This window comes from Pseudomonas sp. KK4 (assembly GCF_001984065.1).
Classification (GTDB): Bacteria; Pseudomonadota; Gammaproteobacteria; order Pseudomonadales; family Pseudomonadaceae; genus Aquipseudomonas.
Map to the genome: position 1 here is coordinate 12,577 of NZ_LYVP01000067.1, position 16,624 is coordinate 29,200.

At 61.0% G+C, this 16,624-nt stretch carries 15 protein-coding genes; 13 read left to right on the forward strand and 2 right to left on the reverse strand.

What is annotated here, in order from left to right; genetic code table 11:
* The first annotated feature begins 139 nt into the window (after positions 1-139).
* Both B0W55_RS20125 and B0W55_RS20130 read left to right on the forward strand, forming a co-directional pair.
* A complete protein-coding gene (locus tag B0W55_RS20125) occupies positions 140-412 on the forward strand; it encodes a TfoX/Sxy family protein (RefSeq protein WP_003228231.1) in 273 nt (90 codons plus the stop codon).
* 399 nt (positions 413-811) lie between these two features.
* Complete coding sequence (locus B0W55_RS20130; protein WP_077047669.1) at positions 812-1,129, forward strand: Rieske (2Fe-2S) protein; 318 nt, start codon at positions 812-814, stop codon at positions 1,127-1,129.
* Here B0W55_RS20130 and sfsA read toward each other — a convergent pair.
* Together sfsA and B0W55_RS20140 are read right to left on the reverse strand one after the other, a co-directional pair.
* Entirely contained in the window at positions 1,126-1,839 is a 714-nt protein-coding gene (gene sfsA / locus B0W55_RS20135) for a DNA/RNA nuclease SfsA (RefSeq protein WP_077047670.1), read from the reverse strand. The two genes, B0W55_RS20130 and sfsA, sit on opposite strands and share 4 nt — an antisense overlap.
* Positions 1,839-3,011 carry a pyridoxal phosphate-dependent aminotransferase gene (locus tag B0W55_RS20140; RefSeq protein WP_077047671.1) on the reverse strand — a complete coding sequence of 391 codons (1,173 nt, stop codon included), beginning with the start codon at positions 3,009-3,011 and terminating at the stop codon, positions 1,839-1,841. Before B0W55_RS20140 ends, sfsA begins: the two co-directional genes overlap by 1 nt.
* Before the next feature lie 333 nt (positions 3,012-3,344).
* Between B0W55_RS20140 and dksA the strand changes: the two genes are divergently transcribed.
* From dksA to pgi, 11 genes are all read left to right on the forward strand, one after another.
* The gene (gene dksA, locus B0W55_RS20145) at positions 3,345-3,788 is read left to right on the forward strand and encodes an RNA polymerase-binding protein DksA (RefSeq protein WP_077047672.1); all 444 of its coding nucleotides are present in this window, start codon (positions 3,345-3,347) and stop codon (positions 3,786-3,788) included.
* A gap of 199 nt (positions 3,789-3,987) precedes the next feature.
* Positions 3,988-4,875, forward strand: a complete 888-nt coding sequence (gene gluQRS, locus B0W55_RS20150; protein WP_077047673.1) for a tRNA glutamyl-Q(34) synthetase GluQRS — start codon at positions 3,988-3,990, stop codon at positions 4,873-4,875.
* 77 nt (positions 4,876-4,952) lie between these two features.
* On the forward strand, positions 4,953-5,129 hold the full coding sequence (locus B0W55_RS30225; RefSeq protein WP_003176118.1) for a hypothetical protein: 177 nt from the start codon (positions 4,953-4,955) through the stop codon (positions 5,127-5,129).
* The gene (locus tag B0W55_RS20155; RefSeq protein WP_175645529.1) at positions 5,113-8,067 is read left to right on the forward strand and encodes a sensor histidine kinase; all 2,955 of its coding nucleotides are present in this window, start codon (positions 5,113-5,115) and stop codon (positions 8,065-8,067) included. Before B0W55_RS30225 ends, B0W55_RS20155 begins: the two co-directional genes overlap by 17 nt.
* 22 nt (positions 8,068-8,089) lie before the next feature.
* Positions 8,090-9,523 carry a sigma-54 dependent transcriptional regulator gene (locus B0W55_RS20160; RefSeq protein ID WP_077047675.1) on the forward strand — a complete coding sequence of 478 codons (1,434 nt, stop codon included), beginning with the start codon at positions 8,090-8,092 and terminating at the stop codon, positions 9,521-9,523.
* A 796-nt stretch (positions 9,524-10,319) separates the two neighbouring features.
* Entirely contained in the window at positions 10,320-11,720 is a 1,401-nt protein-coding gene (locus tag B0W55_RS20170) for a polynucleotide adenylyltransferase PcnB (protein ID WP_077047677.1), read from the forward strand.
* A gap of 3 nt (positions 11,721-11,723) precedes the next feature.
* Complete coding sequence (gene folK / locus B0W55_RS20175; protein WP_077047678.1) at positions 11,724-12,209, forward strand: 2-amino-4-hydroxy-6-hydroxymethyldihydropteridine diphosphokinase; 486 nt, start codon at positions 11,724-11,726, stop codon at positions 12,207-12,209.
* 365 nt (positions 12,210-12,574) lie between these two features.
* Positions 12,575-13,375, forward strand: a complete 801-nt coding sequence (panB, locus tag B0W55_RS20180) for a 3-methyl-2-oxobutanoate hydroxymethyltransferase (protein ID WP_077047679.1) — start codon at positions 12,575-12,577, stop codon at positions 13,373-13,375.
* A complete protein-coding gene (gene panC / locus B0W55_RS20185) occupies positions 13,372-14,226 on the forward strand; it encodes a pantoate--beta-alanine ligase (RefSeq protein ID WP_077047680.1) in 855 nt (284 codons plus the stop codon). The genes panB and panC overlap by 4 nt, the downstream gene beginning before the upstream one ends.
* Positions 14,227-14,298: 72 nt before the next feature.
* Entirely contained in the window at positions 14,299-14,679 is a 381-nt protein-coding gene (panD, locus tag B0W55_RS20190) for an aspartate 1-decarboxylase (protein WP_077047681.1), read from the forward strand.
* A 226-nt stretch (positions 14,680-14,905) separates the two neighbouring features.
* A complete protein-coding gene (gene pgi, locus B0W55_RS20195; protein ID WP_077047682.1) occupies positions 14,906-16,570 on the forward strand; it encodes a glucose-6-phosphate isomerase in 1,665 nt (554 codons plus the stop codon).
* The last annotated feature ends 54 nt before the right edge of the window (positions 16,571-16,624 follow it).

The following is a 16,624-nucleotide window of genomic DNA, read 5'->3' on the forward strand; positions in this document are numbered from 1 at the left end:
CGTTTTTCTTACCCTCGCAACCTTGCACTCCTTAGAAGCTTTTGCGTCGAAAACGACCAAAGAATCACGCTTTTCCTACTGATGGCTACACTCCTCAGAAGCTTGCCCACGCACCATTCGGCCATCGCAAGGAGGCTTGATGAATGATGAACTGCAACACCTTAAGAATCTTGGCAAGACGTCAGCGCAGTGGCTGCATGCGGTGGGCATACACAGCGCCTCGGATTTGCGTCGCCTGGGAGCGGTAGACGCTTATCGGGCCGTGCGCACGCGCGGGTTCAGGGCCTCCAAGGTGTTGCTGTACGCGATCGAAGGTGCCCTGATGGACGTGCATTGGAACGACATTCCGGCCGAGCGCAAGGACGCCCTGAACAAACAGCTCGAAGCCATTTCCTCACGGCACAAGAATTGACTGTGCAGCATTGGCAACCTGATCGATTCCAGAAACCTGCTGAAAATTCACTGAAAACGACAGTTGCCTATTCAACGATTTCAATGACTTGAAAGGGACGCGCGACAAGGAGATAGCAAATCGGAAATCAGCTGTTGACTTGGTAATGAGAATCGATATGATTATCACAACTGGTCGCGAGACTGGTCGATTTTCTGAAAAGCCCTTGGTTCGGACTCTCAGATTATCTCCTCATCAGGCTAATCACGGTTATTTGACCCGGCTCTTGCCGGGTCTTTTTTTGCCCGTGGAAAAGCGCAGCAGCCAATCACCGACGTGAACACGTATCCTGTGCACTTGGTAGCATTTGAAGGTCAAGCGCCAATGATTCGGACCTGACCGCACGCCCCGAGGATAGGCATGAATTTTCTGTGTAAGGGCTCTGAACTGGCTGAAGCCAGCAGCCGTGGATTCGACATCGACGGACAAAAGCTGTTCGCCGTGCGCCGGGGCGGCCAGGTGTATGTCTACATCAATCGCTGCCCGCACCGGGGCGTGGGGCTGGAATGGACGCCGAATCAGTTTCTGGACCCCAGCAACAGCCTGATCCAGTGCGCCACCCACGGCGCCCTGTTTCTGATCGAGGATGGCGAATGCGTCGCCGGGCCCTGCGCGGGGCAATCGTTGACCGGCGTCGATTGCCGAGAGGATGCGCAGGGGATCTGGGTCAGCCCTTAACCACCGAGCAGGACCTCCAGACGCCGATCCACCACCATCTCCTCGTGGGTCAGGCGCACACCGTAGGCCAGCACCTCAACGCCACAGGCCACGGCCTCGCGCAACGCCGCCGCGTAAACCGGATCGATCTCTTCGGCCGCACGCACCGCTTCGATTCCGGTCAGATTCACACAATACAGCTGCACTGCCCGGATTCCGTCCCGAGCCAGATGAGCCAGCTCACGAAGGTGCTTGGCGCCACGCTGGGTGACGGCGTCGGGAAACGCGGCAATCGCGACCCCGTCGAAACCCAGCGTAACGCTTTTGACTTCCACATAAGCCGGTCCGTCGGGGTACCCGAGTCGAAAATCGATCCGACTCTTCTCCTGACCGTAAGCGACCTCGCGCCTGAGATCGGTGAACCCGTTGAGTTCGGTGATGACGCCTGCTTTCAACGCCTCTTCGATCAAGGCGTTGGCACGCCCGGTATTCACGCAAAAGTGCCGGCCATGCGGGGTTTCGCCGATTTCCCAGGTGCCGGGCAACTTGCGCTTGGGGTCATTGGAGCGACTGAACCAGACCTGCCCGCCCTCGACCTGACAATTGAGCATCGAGCCGGTGTTCGGGCAGTGAATGGTGAGCAACTCGCCGCCAACGGTTTCGATATCGGCGAGAAAACGCTTGTAACGGCGAATCAGACGACCTTCTTCGAGTGGAGGATCAAAACGCATCAGGCTTGCCAGCTCTTGAGCCCGCGAGCGATGCGTTCGACTGCTTGCTGCAAGCGCTCCAGGTTTTGCGTATAGGCGAATCGAACGTGGTGGCCCGCCTGATAACGGCCGAAGTCGAGACCCGGTGTAAACGCCACATGCTCGGTTTCAAGGAAATGTCGACAGAATGAGAAGGCATCACCGCCGAACTTGCTGATATCGGCATACAAATAGAACGCCCCTTCAGGCTCCACCGCAATGCCGAAGCCCAGCGCTCGCAAGGCAGGCAACAGGTAGTCCCGTCGACGACCGAATTGGGCACGGCGCTCTTCGAGAATGGCGATGGTTGCCGGCTCGAAGCAGGCCAGCGCCGCGTGCTGAGCCATGCTGGGCGCGCTGATGTAGAGGTTCTGCGCCAGTTTTTCCAGCTCCCCGACCGCCGCATCGGGCGCCACCAGCCAACCGAGTCGCCAGCCGGTCATCCCGAAGTATTTGGAAAAACTGTTAAGGACAAAGGCACTGTCGTCGACTTCCAGCACGCTGGCCGCGTCGGTGCCGTAGGTCAGGCCATGGTAGATCTCATCCACCACCAGATGACCGTGACGCTGCTTGATCGCAGTCGACAGTCCCGCCAATTCATCGCGGGTGAGGATCGTCCCGGTAGGGTTGGCCGGCGAAGCCACCAGCGCACCGACGCTGTCATGGTCCCAATGGCGCTGGATCAGGTCCGGGGTCAATTGATAACGCACGTCCGGCCCGACTGGTACAAGCTGCGCAGCGCCTTCCACCAGGCGCAGGAAATGCCGGTTGCAGGGGTAACCCGGGTCCGCCAGCAGCCAATGCTTGCCCGGATCCACCAGCAAAGCGCTGGCCAGCAGCAGCGCGCCTGAGCCCCCAGGCGTAATGAGGATGCGCCGTGGGTCGATGTTCAGGCCATAACGCTGCTGGTAAAAGCCCGAAATGGCCTCGCGCAGTTCCGGAATGCCACGGGCGGCGGTGTAACGGGTCTTGCCCGACTCCAACGCTGCCTGGCCGGCGCGGATGATCGGCTCGGCGGTGGTGAAATCCGGCTCGCCGATTTCCAGGTGGATCACATCATGCCCGGCGGCCTGTAATTCATTGGCCCGCGCGAGCAACGCCATCACATGGAAAGGTTCGATCGCGCGACTGCGGGCACTGTAGGACTGAGCCATTGGCCTTCCTTCAACGAAGAAAAGAACCGATTCTACCCAAGCGCAGGAACGAGCGAGAACCTAAAGCGGTCAGAGCCGTATAACCCAGACCCGAAACGACTCAGGCGAGCGCCCACGGTTTGACTAAAATCAATAATTGATCAGGGCTCCAGACCCACCAGACGGCGCTTTGCCAGCATTCGCAAGCGCCGCCGGCCGCCACCTCGACATCCGGGAGTAGCGCGGTCCGATTTGATCTGGTAAGTTCGCCCGCTTGCAGCCGCAGGGCCGGCGGGTGCCGGTGATGGAGCAATCCTGCGCAGATGGATTACAAGAGTAGAGGCGGTCTATTTCATGTCCACCCAAGCAAAGCAACAGCCAGTCCCGACGATCAGCGGCTTCGAACCGTATAAAGAAGTTCCGGGCGAGGAATACATGGGCAAGCCCATGCGCGCGCACTTCACCAAGGTCCTGAACAAGTGGAAACAGGACCTGATGCAGGAAGTCGACCGCACGGTTGATCACATGAAGGACGAAGCTGCGAACTTCCCCGATCCGGCAGACCGTGCCAGCCAGGAAGAAGAATTCGCCCTCGAACTGCGTGCCCGCGATCGCGAGCGCAAGTTGATCAAGAAGATCGACAAGACGCTGCAATTGATCGAAGACGAAGAGTACGGCTGGTGCGAATCCTGCGGCGTCGAGATTGGCGTCAAGCGCCTGGAAGCCCGCCCTACCGCCGACATGTGCGTCGATTGCAAGACCTTGGCGGAAATCAAGGAAAAACAGGTCGGCAAGTGATTGCGACTTGATTGAAAAACGGAGCGTGCGAACGCTCCGTTTTTGTTTCTGAAATTTGTCTCGGCAAGAAACTCAGTGGGAGCCGGCTTGCTCGCGAATACGATGGGGCAGGCACCTCTATTGCGAATATCAGATCGCATTCGCGAGCAAGCCCGCTCCCACAGGTCTGGCGCCAGCCTGGAAAGATGATACCTCCCGTATGAAACCCTCCACCTACATCGGACGCTTCGCCCCCACGCCCAGTGGTCACCTGCATTTCGGCTCGCTGGTCGCCGCGCTGGCGTCTTACCTCGACGCGCGTTCGGTCGGCGGACGCTGGCTGATGCGCATGGAAGACCTCGACCCGCCCCGCGAAGAACCCGGGGCTCAGGCGGCGATTCTCAAGGCGCTGGAAAGCTATGGTTTCGAGTGGGATGGGGAGATGGTCCGCCAGAGTGACCGGCATGAGGCCTACGCCGAAGTGCTCAATCGACTGTTCAATCATGGCCTGGCCTACGCCTGCACCTGCTCGCGCAAGCAACTGGAGCCCTACAACGGCATCTATCCGGGGCTGTGCCGCAATGCCGGTCACGGCACCGAAGATGCCGCGATCCGGGTGCGCGTTCCCGAGCTGGATTACCATTTCATTGACCGCGTGCAAGGCGAGTTCCATCAGCATCTGGGCCGGGATGTCGGCGACTTCGTGATTCGCCGCCGCGACGGTCTGTACGCTTATCAACTGGCGGTGGTACTGGACGATGCCTGGCAAGGCATCACCGACATCGTGCGCGGCGCCGACCTGCTCGACTCAACGCCACGCCAGCTCTACTTGCAGGAACTGCTTGGCTTGCGCCAGCCGCGTTACCTGCACATCCCGCTGATTACCCAGCCCGATGGCAACAAACTCGGCAAATCCTACCGCTCGCCGCCATTGACCGAAGACCAGGCCACACCTTTATTGCTGCGAGCCCTGCGGGCCCTGGGCCAGACGCCCGGCGCCGAGCTGGCAGGCGCCACGCCAAGGGACGTGCTGAACTGGGGCATTGCCCACTGGAATGCCAGCCTGATCCCGCGCACATTGAGCCTGCCCGAGGCGCAGCTACAGTGAACGTGCTTGCAGTGGCCCACCCATCCGTTACCATCGCCGCTCGTTTTCGGGCACGCGCTTAAGCAAGAGAGGCCGGGATGTACATCTATCGCTTGGTCCTGCTCCTGGTAGTGGGGATTTATCTGTTTTCCCCGGCCATCATGGATTGGTGGATCGACGCCACGGGCGCCTGGTATCGCCCTTATCTGCTCTGGCTGATCCTGATCGTCGTGACCTTCATCCTGCAGAGCCAAAAAGATGCCGATGAGCTTTAGCCTGACCCAGATGATCCTGATCAGCGCCGCCTACCTGGCGGTGCTGTTCGGCGTGGCCTGGATCAGTGAACGGGGCATGATCCCCCGGGCGATCATTCGCCACCCGCTGACCTACACCCTGTCGCTGGGGGTCTACGCCAGCGCCTGGGCGTTTTATGGCACGGTGGGACTGGCCTATCAGTACGGCTATGGCTTCCTGTCCAGTTACCTGGGGGTGTCCGGGGCATTCCTGCTGGCGCCGGTGCTGCTGTACCCGATCCTCAAGATCACCCGAACCTATCAGCTGTCGTCCCTGGCGGACCTGTTCGCGTTCCGCTTCCGCAGTACCTGGGCCGGCGCGCTGACCACGATTTTCATGCTGATCGGCGTATTGCCGCTGCTGGCGTTGCAGATTCAGGCGGTGGCCGACTCCATCGGCATCCTGACCCGCGAGCCGGTGCAGCATCGCGTGGCCCTGAGCTTCTGCGCGCTGATTACCCTGTTCACGATTTTCTTCGGCTCCCGGCACATCGCCACCCGCGAAAAGCATGAAGGCCTGGTGTTCGCGATCGCCTTCGAATCGGTGATCAAGCTGATTGCCCTTGGCGGCGTCGGCCTGTACGCCCTGTACGGCGTGTTCGACGGCCCGCAACAGCTGGAACTGTGGCTGCTGCAAAACCAGACCGCCCTCGCCGCCCTGCACACGCCTTTGCAGGAAGGCCCGTGGCGCACGCTGCTGCTGGTGTTTTTCGCCTCGGCGATCGTGATGCCGCACATGTACCACATGACCTTTACCGAAAACCTCAACCCGCGCTCGCTTGTCAGCGCCAGTTGGGGTTTGCCGCTATTCCTGTTGTTGATGAGCCTGGCGGTGCCGCTGATCCTCTGGGCGGGGTTGAAACTGGGCGCCACCACCAATCCTGAATACTTCACGCTGGGCATCGGCATCGCCGCCAATAGCAAGGCCCTGGCGTTGCTGGCGTATGTCGGTGGGTTGTCCGCCGCCAGTGGGTTGATCATCGTCACCACCCTCGCGCTGTCAGGCATGGCCCTCAACCACCTGGTACTGCCGCTGTATCAACCACCGGCCGAAGGCAACATCTATCGCTGGCTGAAATGGACACGCCGGGCGCTGATCGTTGCGATCATCATGGCCGGTTACGGCTTCTATCTGTTGCTGGGCGCCGAGCAGGATCTGGCCAACCTGGGCATCGTCGCCTTTGTTGCCACTCTGCAGTTCCTGCCAGGGGTGCTCTCGGTCCTGTACTGGCCGACCGCCAACCGCCGTGGCTTCATCGCCGGTCTGCTGGCGGGGATTCTGGTGTGGCTGGTGACCATGCTGCTACCGCTGGTCGGCAATCTGCAGGGCTTCTATATCCCGCTGCTGAACATGATTTACGTGCTGGACGACACCAGTTGGCACATGGCGGCGATCGCCTCGCTGGCCGCCAACGTGTTGATGTTCACGCTCATCTCGCTGTTCACCAACGCCAGCACCGAAGAAGCCAGCGCCGCCGAAGCCTGCGCCGTGGACAACGTGCGCCGCCCGCAACGGCGCGAACTGCATGCCGCCTCGCCCCAGGAATTCGCCACGCAGCTTGCCAAGCCATTGGGCGCCAAGGCCGCACAAAAGGAAGTCGAACAGGCCCTGCGCGACCTCTATCTGCCCTTCGACGAACGGCGCCCCTATGCCCTGCGCCGCTTGCGTGACCGTATCGAAGCCAACCTTTCCGGACTGATGGGCCCGAGCGTCGCCCAGGACATGGTCGAGACCTTTCTGCCGTACAAGGCCGGCGGCGAAAACTATGTCACCGAGGACATCCACTTCATCGAAAGTCGTCTCGAGGACTACCACTCGCGCTTGACCGGCCTGGCCGCCGAACTCGATGCCCTGCGCCGCTACCACCGCCAGACCCTGCAGGAATTGCCGATGGGCGTGTGCTCGCTGGCCAAGGATCAGGAAATCCTCATGTGGAACAAGGCCATGGAGGAGCTGACCGGGATCGCCGCCCAGCGCGTGGTCGGTTCGCGCCTGAGCACCATTGCCGATCCGTGGAAGGCGCTGCTGCAAGGCTTCATCAATGTCCCGGACGAACATTTGCACAAACAGCACCTGGCCCTCGACGGCCAGACCCGCTGGCTGAACCTGCACAAAGCAGCGATCGACGAGCCGCTCGCGCCCGGTAACAGTGGCTTGGTGCTGCTGGTCGAAGACCTGACCGAAACCCAGATGCTCGAAGACAAACTGGTGCACTCCGAGCGACTGGCCAGCATCGGCCGCCTCGCCGCGGGCGTTGCCCATGAAATCGGCAACCCGATCACCGGTATCGCCTGCCTGGCGCAAAATCTGCGCGAAGAGCGCGAAGAGGACGGCGAACTCAAGGAAATCAGCGGGCAGATCCTGGAACAGACCAAGCGTGTTTCGCGCATCGTTCAGTCGCTGATGAGCTTCGCCCATGCCGGCAGCCATCAGCACAGCGACGAGCCCGTTTGTCTGGCGGAGGTCGCTCAGGATGCCATCGGCCTGCTGGCCCTGAACCGACGCAATTTCGAAGTGCAATTCTATAACCTGTGCGACCCGGACCATTGGGTCGAAGGCGATCCGCAACGGCTCGCCCAGGTGCTGATCAATCTGCTCTCCAACGCCCGTGACGCCTCGCCTGCGGGCAGCGCGGTGCGGGTCAAGAGCGAAGCCGGCGAACACACGGTCGACCTGATCGTGGAGGACGAAGGCAGCGGGATTCCGAAGAACATCATGGACCGATTGTTCGAGCCGTTCTTTACCACCAAGGACCCTGGCGAAGGCACCGGTCTGGGCCTTGCACTGGTCTATTCCATCGTTGAAGAGCATTATGGACAAATCACCATCGACAGCCCGGCTGATGTTCAGAGCCAACGCGGCACCCGTATCCGGGTGACATTACCGCGTCATGTCGAAGCGACGTCCGCTGTGAACTGAGACCGTCGAGAGTATCGAATCAATGCCGCACATTTTGATCGTCGAAGACGAAACCATTATCCGCTCCGCCTTGCGCCGCCTGCTGGAACGCAACCAGTACCAGGTCAGCGAAGCCGGTTCAGTGCAGGAAGCACAAGAACGCTTCACCATTCCCACGTTCGACCTGATCGTCAGTGACCTGCGCCTGCCGGGCGCGCCGGGCACCGAGCTGATCAAACTCGGCCAGGGCACCCCTGTGCTGATCATGACCAGCTACGCCAGCCTGCGCTCGGCGGTGGACTCGATGAAGATGGGCGCGGTGGACTACATCGCCAAGCCTTTCGACCACGATGAAATGCTCCAGGCCGTCGCCCGCATCCTGCGCGATCGCCAAACGGCTCAGGCCAGCGAACCGGCCGCCGGCAAAGTCGCCAATGGCGCGGCGAAACCGGGCGTCGACAACAGCAACGGCGAGATCGGCATCATCGGCTCGTGCCCACCGATGCAGGACTTGTACGGCAAGATCCGCAAAGTCGCACCGACCGATTCCAATGTCCTGATCCAGGGTGAGTCCGGCACCGGTAAAGAGCTGGTGGCGCGTGCCCTGCACAACCTGTCGAAACGGGCCAAGGCACCGATGATTTCGGTGAACTGCGCGGCCATTCCGGAAAGCCTGATCGAATCCGAACTGTTCGGCCACGAAAAAGGTGCGTTCACCGGTGCCAGCGCCGGTCGCGCCGGTCTGGTGGAAGCGGCGGACGGCGGCACCCTGTTCCTCGACGAAATCGGCGAATTGCCGCTCGAAGCCCAGGCACGCTTGTTGCGAGTGTTGCAGGAAGGCGAAATTCGCCGGGTGGGCTCGGTGCAGTCGCAGAAGGTCGATGTGCGCCTGATCGCCGCGACGCACCGCGACCTCAAGAGCCTGGCCAAGATTGGCCAGTTCCGTGAAGACTTGTACTACCGCCTCCACGTGATCGCCCTCAAGCTGCCGGCCCTGCGCGAACGCGGTGCCGACGTCAATGAAATCGCCAATGCCTTCCTGGCGCGTCAGAGTGCACGGATCAACCGTACCGACCTCAAGTTCGCCCCCGACGCTGAACAAGCCATCCGCCATTACTCATGGCCAGGCAACGTGCGTGAGCTGGAAAACGCCGTCGAGCGTGCGGTGATCCTGTGCGAGAGCCCGGAGATTTCCGCCGAGCTGCTGGGCATCGACATCGAACTGGGTGACCTGGAAGACGACGAGTTCATCGGCCTGGCGCCGCAACAGGGCAACAGCGCCGGCAACAATAATCATGAACCGACCGAAGACCTGTCCCTGGAAGACTATTTCCAGCACTTCGTCCTCGAGCACCAGGACCATATGACCGAGACCGAACTGGCCCGCAAGCTCGGCGTCAGCCGCAAGTGCCTGTGGGAACGCCGCCAACGCCTGGGTATCCCTCGGCGCAAGACCGGGGTGGCCAGCGAGAGCTGAACCTCAGCTGTCCGATGTGCGGGTAACACATGACTTTGTGAAAAAACTGTTACCTCAGATTTATCACGTAACAGAAGCCGGGGTTTACGGTAACGAAACCCCGGCTTTTTTTCGCCTCAACACAGTGACCAGATCGGCCCAACCCCTTGTTTTACTGGGCCTCGCAAAAGTTGGCACGCACCCTGCTATATGTTTGGTACAAGAACAATAACAAGCAATGCACAAGACAATAAAAATAAGACGAATCGACTCACGCACAATAAAAACAAGACGGCGAGAGGCGCAGCTAACTGATTCTTTTGGAGAGGCGTTGTATTTGGGGCTTGCCCCACGACCAGGCCGAGAACAACAAAAACTGTCCTAAGACAGAGCCTGTACTGGTTGGATCGAGAGATCACTGCAATTCAGCGACCAAAGCAATCCGTTTGCTCTTGGCTCCCGATTGGGAGGGTCATGAAGGAAGCTTCATGGCGAGGGCACTCAACAAAAACAAGAAGCCCGAAACCAATAACAAAAATAGAGCATGCAACTACTTCTTGGGGAGCTTCGGCTCCCCTTGTAGTTTCTGGCGTTTACCCCCCGCCTCATGCAGGAGCGAGCTCGCTCGCGAACAACCTGAGGGCGCCGCGGGAACTCCGGCTTTACGCGTTATCGTTCACGACCATCGCGAGCAAGCTCGCTCCTACAGCTCATATTTGCTGCGTCCTACACCATCCCCCGACTAAATGCTAGAATCCCCGCCCATCATGCGGTCATTCTTCGTTTTGGCCGAACATTCCTTCAAACAGTGCATCCCATGCTGAAGAAGCTGTTCCAGTCATTCCGTACTCCCCTGCGTCGTACGCAACACATCCGCAGCACGCCTGAAGTGCTCAACAGCGGCCAACATTCGCTGCAAAAGGCGCAATTCAGCCGTTATGCGGTCAACATCGTCGAACGCCTGCAGGGCGCCGGTTACCAGGCCTATCTGGTTGGCGGTTGCGTGCGCGACATGCTGCTGGGCATCACGCCCAAAGACTTTGACGTCGCCACCAGTGCCACCCCCGAACAAGTCCGTGCCGAATTCCGCAATGCGCGCATCATCGGCCGCCGCTTCAAGCTGGTGCACATTCACTTCGGCCGCGAAATCATCGAAGTCGCGACCTTCCGCGCCAACCACCCGCAAAACGACGAAGAGGAAGACAGCAACCAGTCTTCCCGCAACGAGAGCGGGCGCATCCTGCGCGACAACGTCTACGGCACCCTTGAGGAAGACGCGCAACGTCGCGACTTCACCATCAACGCCCTTTATTACGATCCGGTCAGCGAGCGCATCCTCGACTACGCCAACGGCGTGCACGACATTCGCAACCACCTGATCCGCCTGATCGGCGACCCCAAGCAACGCTACCAGGAAGACCCGGTGCGGATGCTGCGGGCCGTGCGGTTCGCCGCCAAGCTGAACTTCGGCATCGAAAAACACAGCGCCCTGCCGATCCGCGACCTGGCGCCGATGCTGCGCGAGATTCCGGCGGCCCGCCTGTTCGAAGAAGTGCTCAAGCTGTTCCTGTCCGGCCACGCCGCCGACACCTTCGAGATGCTGGTCGACCTGCAACTGTTCGATCCACTGTTCCCGGCCAGTGCCGAGGCGCTCGAATACAACCCGACCTATACCCACACCCTGATCAGCGAAGCACTGATCAACACCGACCTGCGCATCAAGCAGAACAAACCGGTGACCCCGGCGTTCCTGTTTGCCGCCCTGCTGTGGCCAGCCCTGCCAGCGCGCGTGTTGCGCCTGCAGGAACGCGGCATGCCGCCGATTCCGGCGATGCAGGAAGCGGCGCACGAGCTGATTGCCGAGCAGTGTCAGAGGATCGCCATTCCAAAGCGTTTCACCATGCCGATCCGCGAGATCTGGGACATGCAGGAACGCCTGCCGCGCCGCAGTGGCAAGCGTGCCGACCTGTTGCTGGACAACCCACGTTTCCGCGCCGGTTACGACTTCCTGCTGTTGCGTGAAAGCGCCGGCGAACAGACCGATGGCCTGGGCGAATGGTGGACTGACTACCAGGATGCCAACGAAAGTGAACGTCGCGACATGATCCGCGACCTCAGCGGCAAGGATGAAGGCACCGGCGCACCGCGCAAACGGCGCCGTAGCGGCGGCTCCAAGCGCAAGCGTACCGCGGGCGTATCGGGTAGCGCGGGCGAGTAATCCATGGAACGTGTCTACATCGGCATGGGCAGCAACCTCGCAGCCCCTGCCGAACAACTGCGCAGCGCCGTCGCCGCCCTGGCCCGGTTGCCGCAATCGGAATGGGTCGGGGTTTCCGCCTTCTATCAAAGCGACTCCCTGCTCCCCGGCCAACCGCGTTACACCAACGCGGTCGCCGCCCTCGATACCACCCTCGCCCCCCTGGACCTGCTCGATGCGCTGCAAGCCATCGAGAACGAGCAGGGCCGGGAGCGTCTCGAGCGCTGGGGGCCGCGTACGCTGGACCTGGATATCCTGCTGTTCGGCGATCGGCTGATCGATCAGCCGCGGCTGAAAGTGCCGCACTACCATATGCAAGAGCGGGCCTTTGTCCTGTATCCACTGGCCGAACTGGCGCCTGCCGACCTGCGCCTGGCCGATGGCCGCACCCTGGCCGAACTGCTCGAAGCCTGTCCATTCGTCGGCCTGGAACGCCTGACTACAAATTGACACAAAACCCTGTGGGAGCGGGCTTGCTCGCGAAGGCGCTGTGTCAGTCGACATCAAAATCAACTGACACACCGCCTTGGCGAGCAAGCCCGCTCCCACATCCATTCGGCATTCTTCCTACAGAATCTGCTGAAACGCATCAGTCCCCTTCGGTAACACCCCCCACGTAACAATGCGGTAACACACCCAATTGACTTCCCGGGTTCTCCTCACGACTATAGGCGTCCCGCTGCCGCCAACCCGGCACATTAAGGGCGCAATCCAGGCCTTATAAGCACGACAAAAGACCGTGCGCCTGAGTAGATGACGAATCACGCGCGTTACTCGCAGTAGTTTCCATAGCGCCTGAACGAGGATTTTTTGACATGCCAGCCATCACCCTGACCACGCTCCAGAGCCTCAAGCAGAAAGGTGAAAAAATCACCATGCTGACCTGCTATGACGCGACCTTCGCCCACGCCTGCAACCAGGCTGGCGTCGAAGTGCTGCTGGTGGGCGACTCCCTCGGCATGGTTTTGCAGGGTCACGACAGCACCCTGCCGGTCACCACCGCTGAGATGGCCTATCACGTTGCCGCGGTCAAACGCGGTAACACCGATGCGCTGATCCTGGCCGACCTGCCCTTCATGGCCTACGCCACCACCGAACAAGCCATGGCCAACAGCGCGCTGTTGATGCAGGCTGGTGCGCATATGGTCAAGGTCGAGGGCGCACTGTGGCTGGCGGACTCGATTCGCCTGCTGGCCGAGCGGGGCATTCCGGTGTGCGCGCACATGGGCCTGACGCCGCAATCGGTGAACATCCTAGGCGGTTACAAGGTCCAGGGCCGCAACGAAAACCAGGCGCGGCAAATGCGCGCCGATGCGATTTCCCTGGAGCAGGCCGGCGCGGCGATGCTGCTGCTCGAATGCGTGCCGAGCGAGCTGGCCGAAGAGATCACCCAGGCCGTGAAGATTCCGGTGATCGGCATCGGCGCCGGCCATCGCACCGACGGCCAGGTGCTGGTCTTGCACGACATGCTGGGCCTGTCCATCACCGGCCGCGTCCCCAAATTCGTCAAGAACTTCATGGCTGGCCAGGAAAGCATCCACGGCGCCCTGAGCGCTTACGTCACCGAGGTCAAAGCGGCGACCTTCCCTGGCATCGAACACGGATTCTCTGCATGAACACCGTCAAAACCGTACGCGAACTGCGGGCCGCCGTGGCCCGCGCCCGTAGCGAAGGCAAGCGCATCGGCTTCGTGCCGACCATGGGCAACCTGCACAGCGGGCATATCGCGCTGATCACCAAGGCCACCCAACGGGTGGACTTCGTGGTGGCGAGCATTTTCGTCAACCCGCTGCAATTCGGCGCTGGCGAAGACCTCGACAAATACCCGCGTACCCTCGCGGCGGACCAGGAAAAACTGCTGGAGGCCGGTTGCGACCTGCTGTTCGCACCGACCGTTGAAGAGATGTACCCCGACGGCATGGCCGGCCAGACCCGCGTCAGCGTTCCGCAACTGTCCGAAGGGCTGTGCGGCGCCAGCCGTCCGGGGCACTTCGAAGGCGTAGCCACCGTGGTCAGCAAGCTGTTCAACATGGTCCAGCCGGACCTGGCGATTTTCGGCCAGAAAGACTTCCAGCAACTGGCGGTCATCCGTGCCCTGGTCCACGACCTGAACATGCCGATCCAGATCATCGGCGAACCAACCGTCCGCGCCGCCGATGGCCTGGCGTTGTCGTCACGCAACGGTTTCCTCAGCGAAGAACAGCGCGCCACCGCCCCGGCGGTGTATCGCACGCTGAGCCAGATCGCCGAGGCGATCAAACAGGGCGAGCGGGATTTCCCTGCATTGATCAATGCTCAGATCCAGCTGCTCGAAGCCGCGGGTCTGCGTCCCGACTACCTGGAAATCCGCCATGCCCTGACCTTGCGCCCGGCGACGGCCGAGGATCGGGACCTGGTGATTCTGGTCGCGGCGTTCCTGGGCACCACGCGGTTGATCGACAACCTGCACCTGAACCTCGACGCCTGACACCTCGGCTCCTGCAGGGTTCGCGTATGCCCCCCCTGAAACCACCGTTCGATTCCGACCCGGGAAACACTCATGCACGCCATCATGCTCAAAGCCAAGCTGCATCGCGCCGAAGTCACCCACGCTGTACTCGATTACGAAGGTTCCTGCGCCATCGACGGCGAATGGCTGGACTTGTCCGGCATCCGTGAGTACGAACAGATCCAGATCTACAACGTCGACAACGGCGAGCGCTTCACCACCTACGCCATTCGCGGCGAGGAAGGTTCGCGCATGATCTCGGTCAATGGCGCCGCCGCGCACAAGGCCAAGGTCGGCGATCGCGTGATCATTTGCGCCTACGCTCACTACGGCGAAGCCGAGTTGCTCAACTTCAAGCCACGCATGCTCTACATGGCGCCGGGCAACGAACTGAGCCACACCAGCAACGCGATTCCGGTCCAGGTCGCCTGATCCGGCTCCGGTCGCTGCGCCGTTTGTCGGACCATTCCTAACCTTGATGTTAAAAAAGTACCGGAAACAGGTCAGACAAAGTCAAGACAGATCATTGCGTGGGGTTTACTGTATTCGCCCTGCGCCATGAAATCGCATCGACGCAGTTGACCGGGACGCCCACCCGCAGCGCTCCGGGATTTTTAGTGTTCAAAAGGCCGTTCAAGTAAAAAGGAAACCCGCAGCGATGGCGTACTACCGCACTCCTCATGACGTGACCGCTCTGCCCGCCTGGCAAGCGTTGAATGATCACCGCCAAGCCATGCAGGATTTCAGCATGCGCGAGGCTTTCAATGCCGATCCGCAGCGCTTTACCCAATTCACCCTCAGCAGCTGCGGCCTGTTTCTCGACTATTCGAAAAACCTGATCAACGCCCAGACCCGCAACCTGCTGGTGGGCCTGGCCAACGAAGTCGACCTCAAGGGCGCCATCAAGGCGCTGTTCGACGGCGAGATCGTCAATGCCTCCGAAGGTCGCCCTGCCCTGCACACCGCCCTGCGCCGCCCGGTCGGCGACAAGCTGTCGGTCAACGGCGTCAACGTGATGCCCGAAGTGCACAAGGTGCTGAACCAGATCACCGACCTCGTGGGCCGCATCCACGACGGCCTGTGGCGCGGTTACACCGAGAAGCCGATCACCGACGTGGTGAACATCGGCATCGGTGGCTCGTTCCTCGGCCCGGAGCTGGTATCCGAAGCGCTGCTGTCCTACGCCCAGAAAGGCGTGCGCTGCCACTACCTGGCGAACATCGACGGCAGTGAGTTCCACGAGCTGACCATGAAGCTGCGTGCCGAGACCACGCTGTTCATCGTGTCGTCGAAATCCTTCAACACCCTCGAAACCCTGAAAAACGCCCAGGCCGCCCGTGCCTGGTACCTGGCCCAGGGTGGTTCGGAAGCGGAGCTGTACCGTCACTTCATCGCCGTATCGAGCAACAACGCCGCGGCCGTGGCCTTCGGCATCCGCGAAGAGAACATTTTCCCGATGTGGGACTGGGTCGGCGGCCGTTACTCGCTGTGGTCGGCCATCGGCCTGCCAATCGCCCTGGCCATCGGCATGTCCAACTTCAAGGAACTGCTGTCCGGTGCCTACACCATGGACCAGCACTTCCAGAGCGCACCGTTCGAACAGAACATGCCGGTGCTGCTGGCGCTGCTTGGCGTCTGGTACGGCAATTTCTGGGGCGCGCAAAGCCACGCGATCCTGCCGTACGACCACTACCTGCGTAACATCACCAAGCACCTGCAGCAATTGGACATGGAATCCAACGGCAAGCGCGTGCGCCAGGACGGTACCGCCGTGTCCACCGACACCGGCCCGGTCATCTGGGGCGGCGTAGGCTGCAACGGTCAGCATGCGTACCACCAGTTGCTGCACCAGGGCACCCAGCTGATCCCGGCCGACTTCATCGTGCCGATCGTCAGCTTCAACCCGGTGTCCGACCACCACCAGTGGCTGTACGCCAACTGCCTGTCGCAGAGCCAGGCGCTGATGCTCGGCAAGACCCTCGCCGAAGCCGAGACCGAACTGCGCGACAAAGGCCTGAGCGAAGAAGAGGTGCACAAGCTGGCGCCGCACAAGGTGATCCCGGGCAACCGTCCGAGCAACACCCTGGTGGTCGAGCGCATCAGCCCGCGTCGTCTTGGCGCGCTGGTGGCGATGTACGAACACAAGGTCTTCGTGCAAAGCGTAATCTGGGGCATCAACGCCTTCGATCAGTGGGGCGTGGAGTTGGGCAAGGAATTGGGCAAAGGCGTCTACAACCGCTTGGTCGGCAGCGAGGAAACTGCGGCTGAAGACCCGTCCACTCAAGGCTTGATCAACTACTTCCGCGGTCGTCACCGCGGCTGATCCACCCTGTGGGAGCGGGCTTGCTCGCGAAAGCGCCGTATCAGTCGGCATCAT